The sequence below is a fragment of the Fulvimarina thalattae genome, from assembly GCF_040239565.1.
GTDB lineage: Bacteria > Pseudomonadota > Alphaproteobacteria > Rhizobiales > Rhizobiaceae > Fulvimarina.
This window is the reverse complement of sequence record NZ_JBEHWS010000003.1, coordinates 243,181-259,879: the sequence shown is the minus strand read 5'-3', so window position 1 is coordinate 259,879 and position 16,699 is coordinate 243,181. Positions and strand designations below refer to the sequence as shown.

The 16,699-nt window shown below is 62.7% G+C and carries 14 protein-coding genes; 9 read left to right on the top strand and 5 right to left on the bottom strand.

What is annotated here, in order from left to right; genetic code table 11:
- The first annotated feature begins 89 nt into the window (after positions 1-89).
- The 8 genes from mmsB to ABRA89_RS05915 all read left to right on the top strand — a co-directional run bounded on the left by mmsB (position 90) and on the right by ABRA89_RS05915 (position 9,693).
- Entirely contained in the window at positions 90-1,220 is a 1,131-nt protein-coding gene (gene mmsB, locus ABRA89_RS05950; RefSeq protein ID WP_349940614.1) for a multiple monosaccharide ABC transporter permease, read from the top strand.
- On the top strand, positions 1,217-2,152 hold the full coding sequence (locus ABRA89_RS05945; protein ID WP_349940530.1) for a Gfo/Idh/MocA family protein: 936 nt from the start codon (positions 1,217-1,219) through the stop codon (positions 2,150-2,152). The genes mmsB and ABRA89_RS05945 overlap by 4 nt, the downstream gene beginning before the upstream one ends.
- Before the next feature lie 87 nt (positions 2,153-2,239).
- Entirely contained in the window at positions 2,240-4,045 is a 1,806-nt protein-coding gene (locus tag ABRA89_RS05940) for an IlvD/Edd family dehydratase (protein ID WP_349940529.1), read from the top strand.
- The gene (locus ABRA89_RS05935) at positions 4,045-4,980 is read left to right on the top strand and encodes a dihydrodipicolinate synthase family protein (RefSeq protein ID WP_349940528.1); all 936 of its coding nucleotides are present in this window, start codon (positions 4,045-4,047) and stop codon (positions 4,978-4,980) included. The genes ABRA89_RS05940 and ABRA89_RS05935 overlap by 1 nt, the downstream gene beginning before the upstream one ends.
- A gap of 66 nt (positions 4,981-5,046) precedes the next feature.
- The gene (locus tag ABRA89_RS05930; protein WP_349940527.1) at positions 5,047-6,561 is read left to right on the top strand and encodes an aldehyde dehydrogenase (NADP(+)); all 1,515 of its coding nucleotides are present in this window, start codon (positions 5,047-5,049) and stop codon (positions 6,559-6,561) included.
- Between the two features lie 143 nt (positions 6,562-6,704).
- Positions 6,705-7,718, top strand: coding sequence for a TRAP transporter substrate-binding protein (locus ABRA89_RS05925; RefSeq protein ID WP_349940526.1), 1,014 nt, complete (start codon positions 6,705-6,707; stop codon positions 7,716-7,718).
- A gap of 63 nt (positions 7,719-7,781) precedes the next feature.
- A complete protein-coding gene (locus ABRA89_RS05920; protein ID WP_349940525.1) occupies positions 7,782-8,384 on the top strand; it encodes a TRAP transporter small permease subunit in 603 nt (200 codons plus the stop codon).
- Complete coding sequence (locus ABRA89_RS05915; RefSeq protein WP_349940524.1) at positions 8,377-9,693, top strand: TRAP transporter large permease; 1,317 nt, start codon at positions 8,377-8,379, stop codon at positions 9,691-9,693. The genes ABRA89_RS05920 and ABRA89_RS05915 overlap by 8 nt, the downstream gene beginning before the upstream one ends.
- A gap of 21 nt (positions 9,694-9,714) precedes the next feature.
- Here ABRA89_RS05915 and betA read toward each other — a convergent pair whose 3' ends face one another.
- The 5 genes from betA to betI are packed head-to-tail and all read right to left on the bottom strand — an operon-like array spanning position 9,715 to position 15,615.
- Positions 9,715-11,397 carry a choline dehydrogenase gene (gene betA, locus ABRA89_RS05910; protein WP_349940523.1) on the bottom strand — a complete coding sequence of 561 codons (1,683 nt, stop codon included), beginning with the start codon at positions 11,395-11,397 and terminating at the stop codon, positions 9,715-9,717.
- 3 nt (positions 11,398-11,400) lie between these two features.
- The gene (gene betB, locus ABRA89_RS05905) at positions 11,401-12,864 is read right to left on the bottom strand and encodes a betaine-aldehyde dehydrogenase (protein WP_349940522.1); all 1,464 of its coding nucleotides are present in this window, start codon (positions 12,862-12,864) and stop codon (positions 11,401-11,403) included.
- Entirely contained in the window at positions 12,861-13,508 is a 648-nt protein-coding gene (locus ABRA89_RS05900) for a glutathione S-transferase family protein (protein WP_349940521.1), read from the bottom strand. The genes betB and ABRA89_RS05900 overlap by 4 nt, the downstream gene beginning before the upstream one ends.
- A 2-nt stretch (positions 13,509-13,510) precedes the next feature.
- Entirely contained in the window at positions 13,511-15,028 is a 1,518-nt protein-coding gene (gene betC, locus ABRA89_RS05895) for a choline-sulfatase (protein ID WP_349940520.1), read from the bottom strand.
- Positions 15,025-15,615: a transcriptional regulator BetI gene (betI, locus tag ABRA89_RS05890; RefSeq protein ID WP_349940519.1), complete on the bottom strand. Its 591-nt coding sequence runs from the start codon at positions 15,613-15,615 to the stop codon at positions 15,025-15,027. The genes betC and betI overlap by 4 nt, the downstream gene beginning before the upstream one ends.
- Positions 15,616-15,753: 138 nt before the next feature.
- Here betI and choX point away from each other — a divergent pair, with 138 nt between their 5' ends.
- Positions 15,754-16,692, top strand: coding sequence for a choline ABC transporter substrate-binding protein (gene choX / locus ABRA89_RS05885; protein WP_349940518.1), 939 nt, complete (start codon positions 15,754-15,756; stop codon positions 16,690-16,692).
- Positions 16,693-16,699 lie beyond the last annotated feature (7 nt).

The window sequence follows — 16,699 nt, the reverse complement described above, 5'->3', positions numbered from 1 at the left end:
GAGGAACCATGTCGCAGCAAGCAACGACCGACAGCGCAGTCGGCTCAGAAACGGAAAGCGCCAGCCACTGGTCGTTCCTCCGCCGTCACATGCGCGAATACGGCATTCTCATCGCGCTCGTCGTCATCATGGCCTTCTTCCAGATCGCCACCGACGGCATCCTGATGAAGCCGATCAACCTGACCAATCTGGTGCTCCAGAACAGCTATATCGTCATCATGGCGCTCGGGATGCTCTTGGTCATCGTCTCCGGCCATATCGATCTCTCGGTCGGCTCCGTGCTCGGCTTCGTCGGGGCGCTCGCCGCCGTGATGATCGTCCAGTGGGACATGAACTTCTTCATCGCGAGCATCATCTGCCTTGCGGTCGGCGGCATCATCGGCGCGGCGCAGGGCTACTGGATCGCCTACTGGAAAATCCCGAGCTTCATCGTGACGCTCGCCGGCATGCTCGTCTTCAAGGGGCTGACCCTCTGGCTGCTCGCCGGACAGTCGGTCGGACCCTTCCCCAGCAACTTCCAGCTCCTCGCCTCGGGCTTCCTGCCGGACGTGATCGACGTGCGTGGCTTCCACCTCGTCTCCTTCGTCATCGGCGCGGGTGTCGCCGCCTTTATCCTCGCGCTCGCCCTCAAGCATCGTTTTGCATCGCGCGGCACAGGCCATGACGACGAGCCCTTCGGCTTCTTCATGGCGAAGAACATACTGATCGCCGTCGCCATCCTCTATCTCACCTGGCTCCTCGCCAGCTTCCGGGGCTTTCCGAACGTCCTCATCGTCATGGCGGTGCTGATCGCGGCTTATTCCTTCGTCACCTCGCGCACGACCATCGGCCGTCGCATCTACGCGATCGGCGGCAACGAGAAGGCGGCGAAGCTCTCCGGTATCAACACCGAGCGCCTGACCTTCCTTACCTTCGCGAACATGGGCATGCTCGCAGCTCTCGCCGGCCTCGTCTTTGCGGCCCGTCTCAACACCGCAACGCCGAAGGCGGGTCTTGCCTTCGAGCTCGACGTGATTGCGGCGGTCTTTATCGGCGGCGCGTCCATGGCCGGCGGCGTCGGCACCATTGTCGGCGCGGTCATCGGCGCGTTCATCATGGGCGTGATGAACAACGGCATGTCGATCCTCGGCATCGGCATCGACTATCAGCAGGTGATCAAGGGCCTCGTCCTTCTCCTCGCCGTGATCTTCGACGTCGTGAACCGTTCGCGCGCGTCATGAGCGATATTCGTCTCGGCCTCGTCGGCGTCGGCAAGATCGCCCGCGACCAGCATTTCCCGTCGATCGAAGCGACCGACGGGATCGTGCTCGCCGCCGCCGCCAGCCGTTCGGCACGCGTCGACGGGGTGACGAATTTCACCGATCTCACCGCGATGCTGGACGGGGCCGAGATCGACGCCGTCGCCCTCTGCACTCCGCCGCAGGTGCGATACGCTCTGGCGCTCCAAGCCCTCAAAGCCGGCAAGCACGTTCTCCTCGAAAAGCCGCCGGGCGCGACCTTGAGCGAGGTCGAGGACCTTGCCGAGGTCGCGGCAGCAAAAGGCGTCACGCTCTTCGCCACTTGGCATTCGCGCTTCGCACCGGCCGTCGAGCCGGCGAAGGACTGGCTGTCCAAGCGAAAGGTGAAGCGCGCGGTCATTACCTGGAAGGAGGATGTCCGCCGCTGGCATCCCGGCCAGGAATGGATCTGGGAGCCGGGCGGTCTCGGCGTGTTCGACCCCGGCATCAATGCGCTTTCGATCACGACGCATATTCTGCCGACGGCCTTCTTCCTCACTGGCTCGACGCTCTCTTTTCCCGAGAACCGGCAGGCCCCGATTGCCGCGCGGCTCGCCTTCACCGATGCCCATGGCCTCGATCTTACCGCCGATTTCGACTGGCGGCAGGAAGGTCCGCAGACCTGGAACATTGACGTCGAGACTGAAGACGGTGGCCGTCTCGAACTTTCCGAAGGCGGCAAGAAACTGAAGCTCGACGGTGAACAGGTCATCGACCAGCCAGATGCGGAATATCGCGGCATCTACCAGCACTTCGTCGATCTCGTCGGCTCCGGAAAGAGCGATGTGGATATTGCGCCGCTGCGCCACGTCGCCGACGCCTTCATGCTCGGACGGCGCGAAACTGTGGACGCGTTCCACGAAGAAACCAAATAGGCCCGCAGCGTCTGCCGGGTCACGCATATATCGGAGGGTACGCCGGCGAGATCGGCCGCCTCCGGCCAACACCGAGAAGGGACCTCCATGTCCGACTGTTCGAACTCATCCGATAATAAGCTGCGCTCGCGCGCATGGTTCGACAATCCGGACAATCCGGACATGACCGCGCTCTATCTGGAGCGCTACCTGAACTACGGTATCAGCCAGGAAGAGCTTCAGTCCGGAAAGCCGATCATCGGTATCGCCCAGACCGGCTCGGACCTCTCGCCCTGCAACCGGCACCATATGGAGCTCGCCAAGCGCGTTCGTGACGGCATTCGCGAATCCGGCGGCATTCCGCTGGAGTTCCCGGTACATCCCATTCAGGAGACCGGCAAACGCCCGACGGCATCGCTCGACCGCAATCTCGCCTATCTCGGCCTCGTCGAACTTCTCTACGGCTATCCGCTCGACGGCGTCGTTCTCACCATCGGCTGCGACAAGACCACGCCGGCCTGCCTGATGGCAGCTGCCACCGTGAACATCCCGGCGATCGCGCTCTCCGTCGGCCCGATGCTGAACGGCTGGTTCCGGGGCGAGCGCACGGGGTCGGGCACCATCGTCTGGAAGGCCCGCGAGATGATGGCCGCCGGCGAGATCGACTATGCCGGCTTCATCAAGCTCGTCGCCTCGTCCGCCCCCTCGACCGGCTACTGCAACACGATGGGCACCGCGACGACGATGAACTCGCTCGCCGAAGCCCTCGGTATGCAGCTCCCCGGCTCGGCGGCGATCCCCGCGCCCTATCGCGACCGACAGGAGGTCGCCTGGCGGACCGGCAAGCGCATCGTCGACATGGTCCATGAGGACCTGAAGCCCACCGACATCATGACGCGCAAGGCTTTCGAGAACGCCATCCGCGTCAATTCCGCGATCGGCGGTTCCACCAATGCGCCGATCCACCTCAATGCCATCGCCCGCCATCTCGGCGTCGAACTTTCGATCGACGACTGGCAGGAGCTGGGCGAGGACATCCCGCTTCTGGTCAACCTCCAGCCTGCCGGCGAATATCTTGGCGAGGACTATTACCATGCCGGCGGCGTTCCGGCGGTGGTCAACCAGCTGATGGATAAGGGCCTCATTCACGAGGACGTCATCACCGCGAACGGCAAGACGATCGGCGAGAACTGCCGCGACGCGGTGATCGAAGATGCCAAAGTCATCAAGACTTATGACGAGCCCATGCGCCCGCGCGCCGGCTTCCGCGTCCTCAAGGGCAATCTCTTCAACTCCGCCATCATGAAGCTCTCGGTCATCTCCGACGAGTTCAGGAAACGCTATCTGGAAAATCCGGATGATCCGATGGCCTTCGAGGGCAAGGCCGTCGTCTTCGACGGACCCGAGGACTATCACCATCGGATCGATGATCCTTCACTCGACATCGACCAGCACAGTGTCCTCTTCATGCGCGGCGCGGGGCCGATCGGCTATCCAGGCGCGGCCGAGGTCGTGAACATGCGCGCGCCGGACTACCTCATAAAGAAGGGCATCAAATCGCTCGCCTGTGTCGGTGACGGCCGCCAGTCCGGCACCTCCGGTTCGCCCTCGATCCTCAACGCCTCGCCGGAAGCCGCCGCCGGCGGCGGTCTCGCGCTCTTAAAGACCGGCGACAAGGTGCGCATCGATCTCGGCAAGGGCACGGCCGACATTCTCATCTCCAAGGAGGAGCTCGACGAGCGCCGGCTCAAGCTGGAAGCCGAGGGCGGCTTCCCCTATCCCGAGCACCAGACTCCCTGGCAGGAAATCCAGCGCGGCATCGTCGGCCAGATGGAATCCGGCATGTGCCTCGAAATGGCGACCAGCTACCGAGCCATCGCCCAGACCAAGGGCCTGCCACGGGATAATCACTGATGAATCTTTCGCTTTCAGCCGTCCGGCCTTTCCGGGGTGTCTACCCGGTGGCGCCGACCATCTTCCACGAGAACGGGACGCCCGATCTGGAGGGCCAGAAGCGCGCGCTCGATTTCATGATCGATGCCGGGTCCACCGGCATCTGCATCCTCGCGAACTTTTCCGAGCAGTTCCTGCTGTCCGATGCCGAGCGGGATGAGCAGCTCGCCCTTTCGATGGAGCATGTCGCCGGCCGGGTGCCTGTCATCGTGACGGTCAGCCATTTCTCGACGGATATCACCATCGCCCGCGCGAAGGCCGCCGAGGCCGCCGGAGCAGCCGTAATCATGGTCATGCCGCCCTATCACGGCGCCACCATGCGTGTTGGCGAAGGCCAGATCATCGCCTTCTTCCGGGCACTCTCGGATGCGATCTCGATCCCGATCATGATCCAGGACGCACCGATCTCCGGCACGCCTCTTCCGCCGGCGCTTCTCGCCCGCATGGCTAGCGAGATCGAGAACGTCGCCTATTTCAAGATCGAGACGGCGGGCGCCGCCTCGAAACTGCGCGAGCTCATCTCGCTCGGCGGAGAAGCGATCGAAGGCCCCTGGGACGGCGAGGAGGCAATCACGCTGATGCCTGATCTCGATGCCGGCGCGACGGGTACGATGACGGGCGGCGGTTATCCCGATGGCATCCGCCAGATTCTCGACCCATTCTTTGCCGGCGATCGAAAAGGGGCGATGGAGGCCTATGCGCGTTGGCTGCCCCTCATTAACTTCGAGAACAGGCAGACGAGTTTTGCCACTGCCAAAATCCTCATGAAGGAGGGCGGCGTCATCGCCAGCGATACCGTCCGTCGGCCGATCATGCCCGCCCATCCCGATACGCGCGCCGGGCTGATCGAACTGGCGCGCTCTCTCGACCCCATGGTGCTTCGCTGGGGCCGATAACGGCCTCGATGCGTTGCATGAAAGCGGGCGAAGGCCCGCAGACACGAGACAGAACTGGACATATCCATGACACTCGAACTGACAGGCAAACATCTCATCGCCGGCGATTGGGTCGGCTCCGACCAGACCTTCAAGTCCCAGCCGCTTTCGGCCGAGCCGCGGAATTTTTCCGCCGGCACGCCGGAGCTCGTGGACCGGGCGGCGGAAGCCGCCGAAGAGGCGTTCTGGACCTACGCCTATACGTCGCGCGAAGCCCGCGCCGCGTTCATCGAGACCATCGCCGAAGAGATCGAAAAACGCGGTGATGAGATCACCGAAATCGGCACCGAAGAATCGGGCCTGCCCGCAGGGCGCCTTCAGGGCGAGCGCGGCCGTACGACCGGCCAGCTCAAGCTGTTCGCCAAGCATATCCGCGAAGGCGACTATCTCGACCGGCGAACCGATCCGGCCTTGCCTGATCGTGCTGCTGGACCGCGTCCCGAACTCAAGATGCTCCAGCGCCCCATCGGCCCGGTCGCCGTCTTCGGAGCGTCCAATTTCCCGCTCGCCTTCTCGACAGCCGGCGGCGATACGGCGGCGGCACTCGCGGCCGGTTGCCCCGTTGTCGTGAAGGGGCATGAAGCTCATCCAGGAACGGGCGAAATCGTCGCCCAGGCGATCCACGCCGCGATCAAGGCGCATGATCTGCATCCCGGCGTCTTCTCGCTGGTTCAGGGCGGCAGCCGTGCGGTCGGCGAACGCCTTGTCACCCATCCGCTGATCAAGGCCGTCGGCTTTACCGGTTCCCTCGGCGCGGGGCGAGCGCTCTACGATCTCTGCGCCCAGCGCCCCGAACCGATTCCCTTCTTCGGCGAGCTCGGATCGGTCAATCCGGTCTTTGCGATGCCTGAGGCTCTCAAGGCGCGTGGCGAAGCGATCGGCTCGGGCTGGGTTGGATCGCTCACCATGGGGGCAGGGCAGTTCTGCACCAATCCCGGTCTCGTCTTCGTCAAGGACGGTCCGGAAGCCGATGCATTCGTCTCGTCTGCTGTGGAAGCCGCAAAAGGCGGCGACAAGCAGGTGATGCTCACTGATGGCATTGCCGCCGCCTATCGCTCCGGCGCCGAGAAGGTGTCGCAGACGGAGGGCGTGAAAGCACTGCTCGGCGAGGCCAATTCCAGCCGCCACGCCTCGCCCTTCATTCTCGAAACCACCGGCGAAGTCTTCGAAAGCAATGAAGCGCTGTCCGAAGAGGTGTTCGGCCCGCTCGGCATCGTCGTTCGCGTGAAGGATGAGGCCGAGATGGAGCGGATTGCGCGCAAGCTGCATGGCCAGCTGACGGTCACGCTGCAAATGGACGAGGGCGATGCCCCGGCCGCGAGTAAGCTCGTGCCGATCCTGGAACGCAAGGCCGGACGTATTCTTGCCAACGGGTTCCCGACGGGTGTCGAGGTTGCCGATTCCATGGTCCATGGTGGACCCTATCCGGCTTCGACCAATTTCGGCGCGACCTCGGTGGGTACGCTGGCCATCCGGCGCTTCCTGCGGCCGGTCTGCTACCAGAACCTGCCAAGTTCGGTTCTTCCGGGAGATTTGCAGTAGAGCCATCGGAAGGCTTTGACAAAGGCAAGCTCGCTTGCCATCGTCGAAACGTGCGCTCCGTTATGGCGGGGACACCAAATTCGAGACGGTCAAGGTTCCGCTGAACCTTGGCCGTCAATCGCATCGAACGGGAGGAAAACCTGATGCTAAAACGTCTGACTATCGCCATCGCCGCTTTCAGTGCGCTGACCTCGGTAGCCTTTGCCCAGGAAAGCTACGATCTGAAGTTCCAGTCGAGCGATAACTCCGGCACAGCCGCTTTCGAAGTCCAGAACGCATGGACCGATCATCTCCGCGAGATGTCGGATGGCCGCATTGACGTGGAGATGCTGCCCGCCGGCTCGATCGTTGAATACAACGAGACGCTCGACGCCGTCGGCTCGGGCATCCTCGGCGGCCACGTAACCGACGCATCCTACTTTACCGGCAAGGACCCGGCCTTCGCTCTGATCGGCAACCCGGTCGGTGCCTATTCTTCGCCGGAAGAGCTGCGGGCGTTCTTCGACCGTGGCGGTGGAGAGGACCTCTATAACGAGATTCTCGAGCCCTACGGCGTCCATTTCGTCGGTGCTGCCGCTCAGACCGCCGAAGCTATCCCGTCCAAGATCGCGATCGACAGCGTCGAGGATCTGAAGGGCGTCAAGATGCGCGCGCCGGAAGGCATGGTGCAGTCCGCCTTTGCCGCCGCTGGAGCCTCGCCCGTGAACCTGCCGCAGTCGGAGGTCTTCACCGCGCTCGACAAGGGCGTCATCTCAGCTGCCGACGCGACGACGCTTGCAACCAATGATTCCATGGGTCTGCATGACGTTGCCAAGAACCCGATCTGGCCGGGTTTCCACTCCCTGCCGTTGAACGAGGTTTCGATTAACAAGAGCACCTGGGACTCGATGTCCGAAGAGGATCAGAAGATCTTCAAGGACTCCGTGACCTGGTATGCCGACGAACTGGCCGAGCGCATTAAGGCGCGTGACCAGGAAGTCGCGGACAAGCTCTCCAAGCAGGAAGGCGTCACGATCCACAGCTGGTCGGAAGAAGAAAAGAAGAAATTCCGCCAGATCGCGCAGGATCAGTGGCAGGAATATGCCGGACGCTCGGAGAATGCCCAGAAAGTCTTCGATTCCATGACTGAGTTCCTCAAGAGCGAAGGCAAGCTCTAAGGCCAAGTCTAGCCGTCGCCCGGGCCCTGAGGGCCTGGGCGACGATTTAAGGGAGGAGACGACATGGCCGACACCAGTGAGCAGCCACTAGAGGAACAACGCCCGGAGCAGAAGGATATTCCGCAGGATCCGCTCTCGGCGCTTCTTACGCCGGCCGGGTGGCTCTTTGCGGTCATGTTCCTGTTCGTGACGGCCTTTACCCTCTACGAAGTCCTGATGCGCTACGCGTTCAATGCGCCCACTTTCTGGGTGCACGAGACGACCACAGCGATGACGGCGCTTTGCTTCGCCTTCGGCGGAGCCTATTGCCTCGGGACCGACCGGCACATTCGCGTCGTCCTTATCTATGAAGCAGTCAGTCCGCGCTTCCGGCGCATTCTCGATATCTGCATCTCGATCGTCGGTACCGCTGCCTGCGCCCTGATGGCCTGGGCGGCTTACGGCCTGTCCTACAAGGCGTTCTTCACGCCGAGCGGCAGCTTCCGGCTCGAGACGAGTGGAAGTGCCTGGAACCCGCCGACCCCTGCGATCGTCAAGACGTTCCTTTTCATCACTCTTTGCGCCATGACGATCCAGTTCGCCTTGCAGGGGATCGGTCATTTCCGGCGGAAGCCAACCGACGAGCTGCACCACGGCGGCTCCGAGCACGGAGCCCTCGATGTTTGATCTTCAGGCTCTGGGCATCGGCGGTGGCAGCATCGCGATGTTCGCCATGCTGCTCGCGCTCCTCGTCACGGGCATGCCGCTGGCATTCGTCACCATTCTTGTTGCGCTCATCTTCGCGCTTGGCTGGTTCGGTCCGATGGCCGTGCCGATCGTTACGACGCGCATCTATTCCTTCATCACCCAATACGTCTTTCTCTCGGTTCCGATGTTCGTGCTCATGGCATCGGTTCTCGATCGATCCGGAATCGCGCGAGACCTGTTTGACGCCATGAAGCTCGTCGCTGGCCGCGTCCGCGGTGGTGTCGGTGTCCAGACGCTGATCGTCTCGGTGATCCTTGCGGCAATGTCTGGCATCATCGGCGGCGAGATCGTCCTTCTCGGCTTGCTCGCCCTGCCGCAGATGCTCCGGCTCGGCTACGACAAGCACCTTGCGATCGGCATCGTCTGCGCCGGCGGTGCGCTGGGCACGATGATCCCGCCCTCGATCGTCCTCATCATCTACGGCCTCTCGGCGAACGTCTCGATCGGCGAGCTGTTCACCGCATCCTTCGTTCCGGGGGCGATGCTCGCGGCCATGTATGCCGGCTATGTGCTGATCCGTGCCTATCTGAATCCAAGTATGGCGCCGGTGCCGGAAGAGGAAGAAGAGGTCCCGCTTTCGGAAAAGCTTGCCCTCCTCAAGGGTCTGATACTTCCGCTCATCGTCGTCGTTTTCGTGCTCGGCTCGATTTACGCGGGCATCGCCTCGGTGACCGAAGCCTCGGCCATCGGTGTTTTCGGTGTCGTCCTGTCGACCGTGCTGCGCGGCGAGTTCACCATGAAGCTCTTGATCGACAGTTCGATCCAGACGCTTCGGACCTGCGGCATGATCGTATGGATCGGCGTCGGCGCGACCGCTCTTATCGGTGTCTACAACCTGATGGGCGGCATTGATTTCATCGAGAGCCTGCTGACCGGTGTTTCCGACGAGCCGATCGTCGTCCTTCTCGTCATGATGGTGATCCTGGCGATCCTCGGCATGTTCCTGGACTGGGTCGGCATCGCGCTGCTCGCAATCCCGATCTTTGCGCCGATCGTCGACTCACTTGGCTACGATCTGATCTGGTTCGGCGTTCTCTTCTCGCTGAACATGCAGATATCGTTCCTGTCGCCGCCCTTCGGGCCGGCCGCCTTCTACCTGAAGAGCGTCGCGCCTCCGGAGATATCCCTCGGGACGATCTTCAAGTCGCTGCTGCCCTTCATCGGTCTTCAGGCGCTTGCCCTCGGCATCGTCATCGCATTCCCGAGCATCGCGCTCTGGTATCGATAGGAGAAGGACCGACCTCGGGTATCAGCGATCCGAGGTCTTCCAGCGTGGGTTGATCCACGGCTGGGCCTCGTCGCGCGGCAATGTCTCGCCAAGGATATGGTCGGAGGCTTTCTCTCCGACCATGATCGACGGTCCGTTGAGATTGCCGTTGGTAATGCGCGGGAAGATCGAGGAGTCGGCGACCCTAAGGCCGTCGACGCCGATGACCCGGCACTGAGGATCGACCACGGCGTGCCGGTCCTCCGCATCGCCCATTCGGCATGTGCCGCAGGGATGATAGGCGCTTTCGGCTTCCTCGCGGATGAAATCGTCGATCGCCTCGTCGGACTGAGCCGAAGCGCCAGGCTGGATTTCCTTGCCGCGATAGGCGTCAAATGCGTTCTGGGCGAAGATCTCCCGCGTCAGTCGCACGCAGCGGCGGAAGTCGGTCCAGTCCTCCTCCGTCGACATATAGTTGAAGACGATCTTCGGCGGCTCGATCGGATCGGACGAACGAAGCGAAATGCGTCCGCGCGAAGGCGAGCGCATCGGCCCGACATGGGCCTGGAAGCCGTGTCCCTCTGCTGCCGCCTTGCCGTCGTAGCGCACGGCGATCGGCAGGAAATGGTACTGGATATCGGGATATTCGACGCCGGCCCGGCTTCGAAGAAAAGCGGCGCTTTCAAACTGGTTCGAGGCACCAAGACCGGTTTTGGTGAATAGCCACTGTGCGCCTGAGAATCCTTTGCCGAAGAGATTCCAGTGCTTGTAGAGCGTGATCGGCTGTGTGCAGGCCTGCTGGATGTAGACCTCCAGATGGTCCTGCAGATTGCCGCCGACTCCCGGCCGGTCCGCGACCACATCGATCCCGTGTTCGGAAAGATGTGCGGCCGGTCCGATGCCTGAGAGCATCAGCAGTTTCGGGGAGTTGATGGAGGAGGCTGCGACGATCACCTCGCGCTTGGCGTTCACAAGCTGGGTCTTGCGCCCCTTGGTCACTTCGACGCCGGTCGCGCGGCCGTTCTCGATGGCGATCCTGTTGGCGAAGCAGTGGATTAGCCGGACATTTCCGCGCTTGAGGGCAGGGCGCAGATAGGCGTTGGCGGTCGACCAGCGCCGGCCCCTCCAGACGGTCTGCTCCATCGGGCCGAAGCCCTCCTGCTTTTCGCCGTTGTAGTCAGCCGTCTCCTCGAATCCGGCCTGGGTTCCCGCTTCGACGAAGGCGTGGAACAGCGGATTGATGCGCGGGCCGCGACTGACATGGAGCGGGCCGTTCTGACCTCGCCATTCGGGATCGCCGCCATGGCCACCCTCGTGCCAGCGCTCCATCCGCTTGAAATAGGGAAGGACATCCGCAAACCCCCAACCCTTCGCGCCGGTTTCTTCCCAGTGATCGAAATCCTTCGCATGGCCGCGCACATAGACCATGCCGTTGATCGAGGAGGAGCCGCCGATGACCTTGCCGCGCGGCGTCACCAGACGGCGCCCGCCGAGATGGGGCTCGGGTTCGGAAACGAAGCCCCAGTCGTAGCGCTTCATGTTCATCGGATAGGATAGGGCCGCCGGCATCTGGATGAACGGCCCCATATCGGTGCCGCCGAATTCCAGGACGATCACCGAATGCTTGCCGTTTTCCGACAGGCGATAGGCAAGCGCCGAACCCGCCGAGCCCGACCCGATGATGACGTAATCGGCCTCGGCCAGAACGTTGCGATCCGTGACCATGGCTCAGTACGGGCTCTCGACCGGGCCCATGCCCACATGAACGGTCTTCAGCTGAGAATAATATTCCACTGCTGCCTTGCCGTTCTCGCGGCCGAGGCCGGATTTCTTCACGCCGCCGAAGGGCACTTCCACGGGCGTGAGATTGTACGTGTTGATCCAGCAGATGCCGGCTTGCAGCTTCTTCGCCACCCGGTGCCCGCGCGTCAGATCGCTGGTGAATACGCCTGCCGCCAGACCGAACGGCGTCCGGTTGGCGCGCGACAGCGCCTCCTCCTCGGTGTCGAACGGGAAGACGGACATGACCGGTCCGAAAATCTCCTCCCGCGCGATCGTCATCTCGTCGGTGACGTCGGCATAGACCGTCGGCGCGATATAGGCGCCATCGGCGAAGCCATCGCCGTCCGGCAAACCACCGCCGATGACGAGCCGCGCACCTTCCTCGCCGGCGCTCTTAAGATAATGCTGCACCTTTTCGCGCTGCGCGAAGGAGACGAGTGGTCCGATCTGCGTCTCCGGATCGAGCGGGTCACCCAGCTTGATCCCCTTGGTGCGCTCGGCCAGCCGTTCCAAGAACCGTTCGTAAATGCCGCGCTGGACGAAGACGCGCGTGCCGTTCGAGCAAATTTGCCCCGTCGAATAGAAATTGCCGAGCATCGCGCCGGAAATCGCGTCTTCGAGGCTCGCATCGTCGAAGACGAGGATCGGCGACTTGCCGCCCAGCTCCATCGTCACATGCCGCATGCCCTCGGCGGCTGCCGCATAGACCTTCGGCCCGGTCTCGACCGAGCCGGTCAGCGAGACCTTGGCGCAGAGGTCGTGGCCGGTCAGCGCCGCGCCGACCTTGCCGAAGCCCTGAACCACATTGAGAAGACCCGCCGGCGCGCCCGCCTCGTGCATGATCTCGGCGACCTTGAGAGCGCAGAGCGGCGTCAGTTCCGACGGCTTGAAGACCATCGCATTGCCGCAGGCGAGCGCCGGCGCTGCCTTCCAGCAGGCGATCTGGGTCGGATAGTTCCACGCCCCGATGCCGACGCAGACGCCGAGCGGCTCGCGGATCGTGTAGGCGAAGTCGGCGCCGAGCGGCACGCTCTCGCCGGAGAGCGTCGCGGCGATCGAGGCAAACCATTCCAGCGCGTCCGCGCCGGACGTCGCATCGGCTACGATCGTCTCCTGGATCGGCTTGGCGGTATCGAGGGTTTCCAGCTCGGATAGCGCCTCGTTACGCTCGCGGATGATGTCGGCTGCCTTGCGAAGCACGCGCGAGCGCTGGACCGGCGTCCACTCCGCCCACTCAGCCTGTGCCTTGGCCGCCGATGTCATCGCAGCGTCGATGATTGCCGGCGTCGCCGCGTGAAGCTTTGCGATCGTCTCGCCTGTCGCGGCATAGATGCAGTCGAACGCTTCGCCGTTCTCGTCCTCGACATAGGCGCCGTCGATGAAGTGGCTTGCTTTGGGCTGGGCTCTCATACTGTTCCTTCCAGCGCGTCGTAGGAGACCATCACATGCTCGGCATAGGCCGGCCGCGCCTGAAGGCGCTCGTAATAGGCCGTGATGTTCGGATAGTCGGGGCGCTCGATGTCGAGCGCGAAATAGCGGTAGAGCACCGAGCCGAAGACGATGTCCGCAAGGCTGAAGTCTCTGCCCGCGAGATAATCGGCCTCGCCGAGACGGGCCTCGGCGATGTCCATCCGCTTGTGGAAGTGGACGAGGGCGCGTTCGATCGCCTCCGGATTTCGGCTTTCCGGCTTCGCGATCACCTTGGCGAAGAAGACCGGCGCCTGGAATGTGCCCATGATCTCGATCTTCGACCATTCGGCCCAGCGGTCGACCTGCGCACGGGCTGCCGGGTCGCTGGGCCAGAACGCGTCGTCCTTACCGTAGCGGGCTGCGAGATAGCGCAGGATCGCGCCCATCTCGGAGATCGCCTCGCCATCGTCGTCGCGAACCACCGGCACCAGACCCATCGGGTTCATCGCGAGATATTCGGGCGAACGGTTGCCGCCGAAGCGATGGCCAACATCCAGCCGCTCGTGTTCGAGCCCGAGTTCGGCGATCAGCCACATCACAGGCTGCACATTGTTGGAGTCGGACCGTTCGTAGACCGTGATCATGTTCAGTCTCCCCTCGGATAGCGCTGGGAGGATTCGAGCACGTTGAGATCCATGTGGTTTCGCATGTAGCGCTCGGAGGCGTTCTTCAGCGGCTGGAAATCCCACGGATAGTAGTCGCCGTTTCGAAGTGCCGGGTAGACGATCCAGCGGCGGGCCTGGCTTTCGCGCACATCGGCGTCGTAGCGCGCCATATCCCAGCGTTCGCCGACTTCCTTCGCGAAGCGCTGCACCACATCGGTGTAGTCGGTGTTCTCGGCCAGATTTTTCAGCTCGTGCGGATCGGCGCCCATATCGAAGAGCTGCGGAGGATCAATCTCGCAGTGATTGTACTTCCACGGGCCTTCGCGCAGCGACACCAGAGGAGCTTCGGAGCCTTCGGCGGCATATTCCATGCGGACTGGATTGGTGCGGTCCTCACCGTTCGCCACCGGAACGAGGCTTTCCCCGTCGGTCCACGGCATGATGCCGCCGAGATCGATCCCGGCGAGATCGGCAAGCGTCGGCGTCACGTCGATCGTCGAGACCGGCGTGTCGATCCGTCCTGCCGGCATTTGGGGCGCGGCGATCATCAGCGGTACGCGCGCCGAACCGTCGTAGAAGCTCATCTTGAACCAGAGGCCGCGCTCGCCGAGCATGTCGCCATGGTCGGAAAGGAAGAGGATGATCGTATCCTCGTCCTGCTCGGTGCCTTCGAGTGCCTCGAAGATCTCGCCGATCTTGTCGTCGAGATAGGAGATATTGGCGAAATAGGCCCGGCGTGAGCGGCGGATATCGTCTTCGCTGATCTCGAAGTTCGAGCGGTCGTTCGCATCGAGAATGCGCTTGGAATGGCGATCCTGTTCCTCGTAGGGAATCGCAGGTACCTCCGGCAGAAGGTGCTCGCAGTCCTCGTAAAGGTCCCAGTACTTCTTGCGCGCCACGTAAGGGTCATGTGGATGGGTGAAGGAGACGGTCAGCATCCAGGGCCGGTCATCGCCGCGCCGGCCGAGATCGTAGATCTTGCGCCTCGCCTCGTAGGCGACCTCGTCGTCATATTCGAGCTGGTTGGAAATCTCGCCGATCCCGGCGCCCTTCACCGAGCCCATATTGTGATACCACCAGTCGATCCGCTCGCCCGGCTTGCGATAGTCCGGCGTCCAGCCGAAGTCTGCCGGATAGACGTCCGTCGTCAGCCGCTCCTCGAAGCCGTGCAGCTGGTCGGGGCCGACGAAGTGCATCTTGCCGGACAGCGTCGTCTGGTAGCCGGCGCGCCGCAGGTGGTGGGCGTAGGTCGGGATGTCGGAGGCGAATTCGGCCGCATTGTCATAGACCCGCGTGCGTGCCGGCAACTGACCCGACATGAAGCTCGCCCGGCCCGGCGCGCAGAGCGGCGAGGCCGTGTAACTGTTCCGAAACCGCGTGGAGCGGGCCGCGAGCTTCTTCAGATTGGGCGTATGGAGGAAGTCCGCCGGACCGTCCGGAAACAGCGTTCCGTTCAGCTGATCGACCATCAGGATCAGGATGTTCGGCTTCTTCGTCATACGGCGTTCTCCGTCTTGAGGGCTTTGTCGAGGTAGTCCATGACCAGCGCCGCCGCGTCTCGGCGTTTGGGCGCCCGCTCCTGAAGGGCGGCGCGGATGTAGAGGCCGTCGATCAGCGAGGCGAGGCCCTGGGCCGTGCGACGTGCCGCGTCTTCATTCATCAGCTCGCGTAAGGAGTGGACGAGGTTCGAATCGAGACGGCGCGCATACACCCTGAGCAGCCGCTGGGCGTTGGTCGAACGATTGGCCTCGACATAAAATGCGAGCCACGCTGAAACGATGGCCGGATCGAACTGCTCGGCTTCGAAGGAGGCGCTGATGATCGCCTCGACCCGGGCGCGCGGGCCCTTCGCCGACCGGAACCGGTCCAGCACGGACTTGCCGAAATCGTCGAGGATTCGCCGCATGGCGGCGTAGAAGATCCTCTCCTTCGACCCGAAATAGTGGTGGGCGAGAGCTGAGGAGACGCCGGCGCGATTGGCGATCCGCCCAACGGTCACGTCGAGAGAGCCCGAAGCGCCGATTTCGGCGATCGTGGCTGAGATCAGCGCCTCGCGACGCACTGCCTCCATTCCCGTCTTCGGCATCCTTGCTCCGCTGCTGATACAAATCTGGGCACCCCAATCAGGGTGCCACTGTTTACATCAGTCTCTCGATGAGTTTTAATTGACTGATCAATCAAAAACAACCGGCGCCAACGAGCCGGTCCTGGACAGGGAGCATTCATGCGCAAGACATTCGGAACGATTGCACTCGCCTTTCTCGGCACCACTGCCCTCGCTGGAACCGCGAGCGCGCAGGTCTCCGAAGCCTGCCAGACGGTGACCATGTCTGATGTGGGCTGGACCGACATCACAACGACGACCGCGGCCACGAAGCACGTTCTGGAAGGTCTCGGATATTCGGTGGACGTGAAGGTGCTCTCGGTTCCGGTGACCTTCGCATCGCTCGAGAGCGACGACGTCGATGTCTTCCTCGGCAACTGGCTGCCAGCCCAGAATGCGGCAATCGGCCCCTATCTCGAATCCGGCGAGATCGAGGACGTCTCGACCAATCTCGAAGGCACGAAATACACGCTCGCCGTCCCGACCTATCTCTATGAAGAGGGTCTCCAGACCTATGCTGACATCGCGAAGTTCCGCGACGAGCTGGACGAGAAGATCTACGGCATCGAGCCGGGCAATGAGGGTAACGCCTACCTCGTCTCGTTGACCGAGGAAAACAAGCACGACCTTTCCGGCTTCGAAGTCGTGGAGAGTTCAGAGCAGGGCATGCTGGCCATGGTCGGCCGTGCCTATTCCAAGGAAGAGCCCATCGTCTTCCTCGGCTGGGAGCCCCATCCGATGAACGCCAACTACGACCTGAAATACCTCACAGGCGGTGAAGACTTCTTCGGCGGCGAGGGTACGGTCCACACGGTCGCACGCCAGGGCTACATGGAAGAGTGCCCGAATGTGACGACCTTCCTGAAGAACCAGAAGTTCTCGCTGGACATGGAAAACAAGATCATGGGCCAGATCCTCGACGAGGGCGAGGAAGCCGGTGTGGCGACGGAAGCCTGGCTCAAGGCCAATCCGGACCAGTGGGAAGGCTGGCTTGAAGGTGTGACCACCGTCGAAGGCGAACCTGGTCTTGCAGCCGTCAAAGAATCGCTGGGGATGTAAGCCCCAA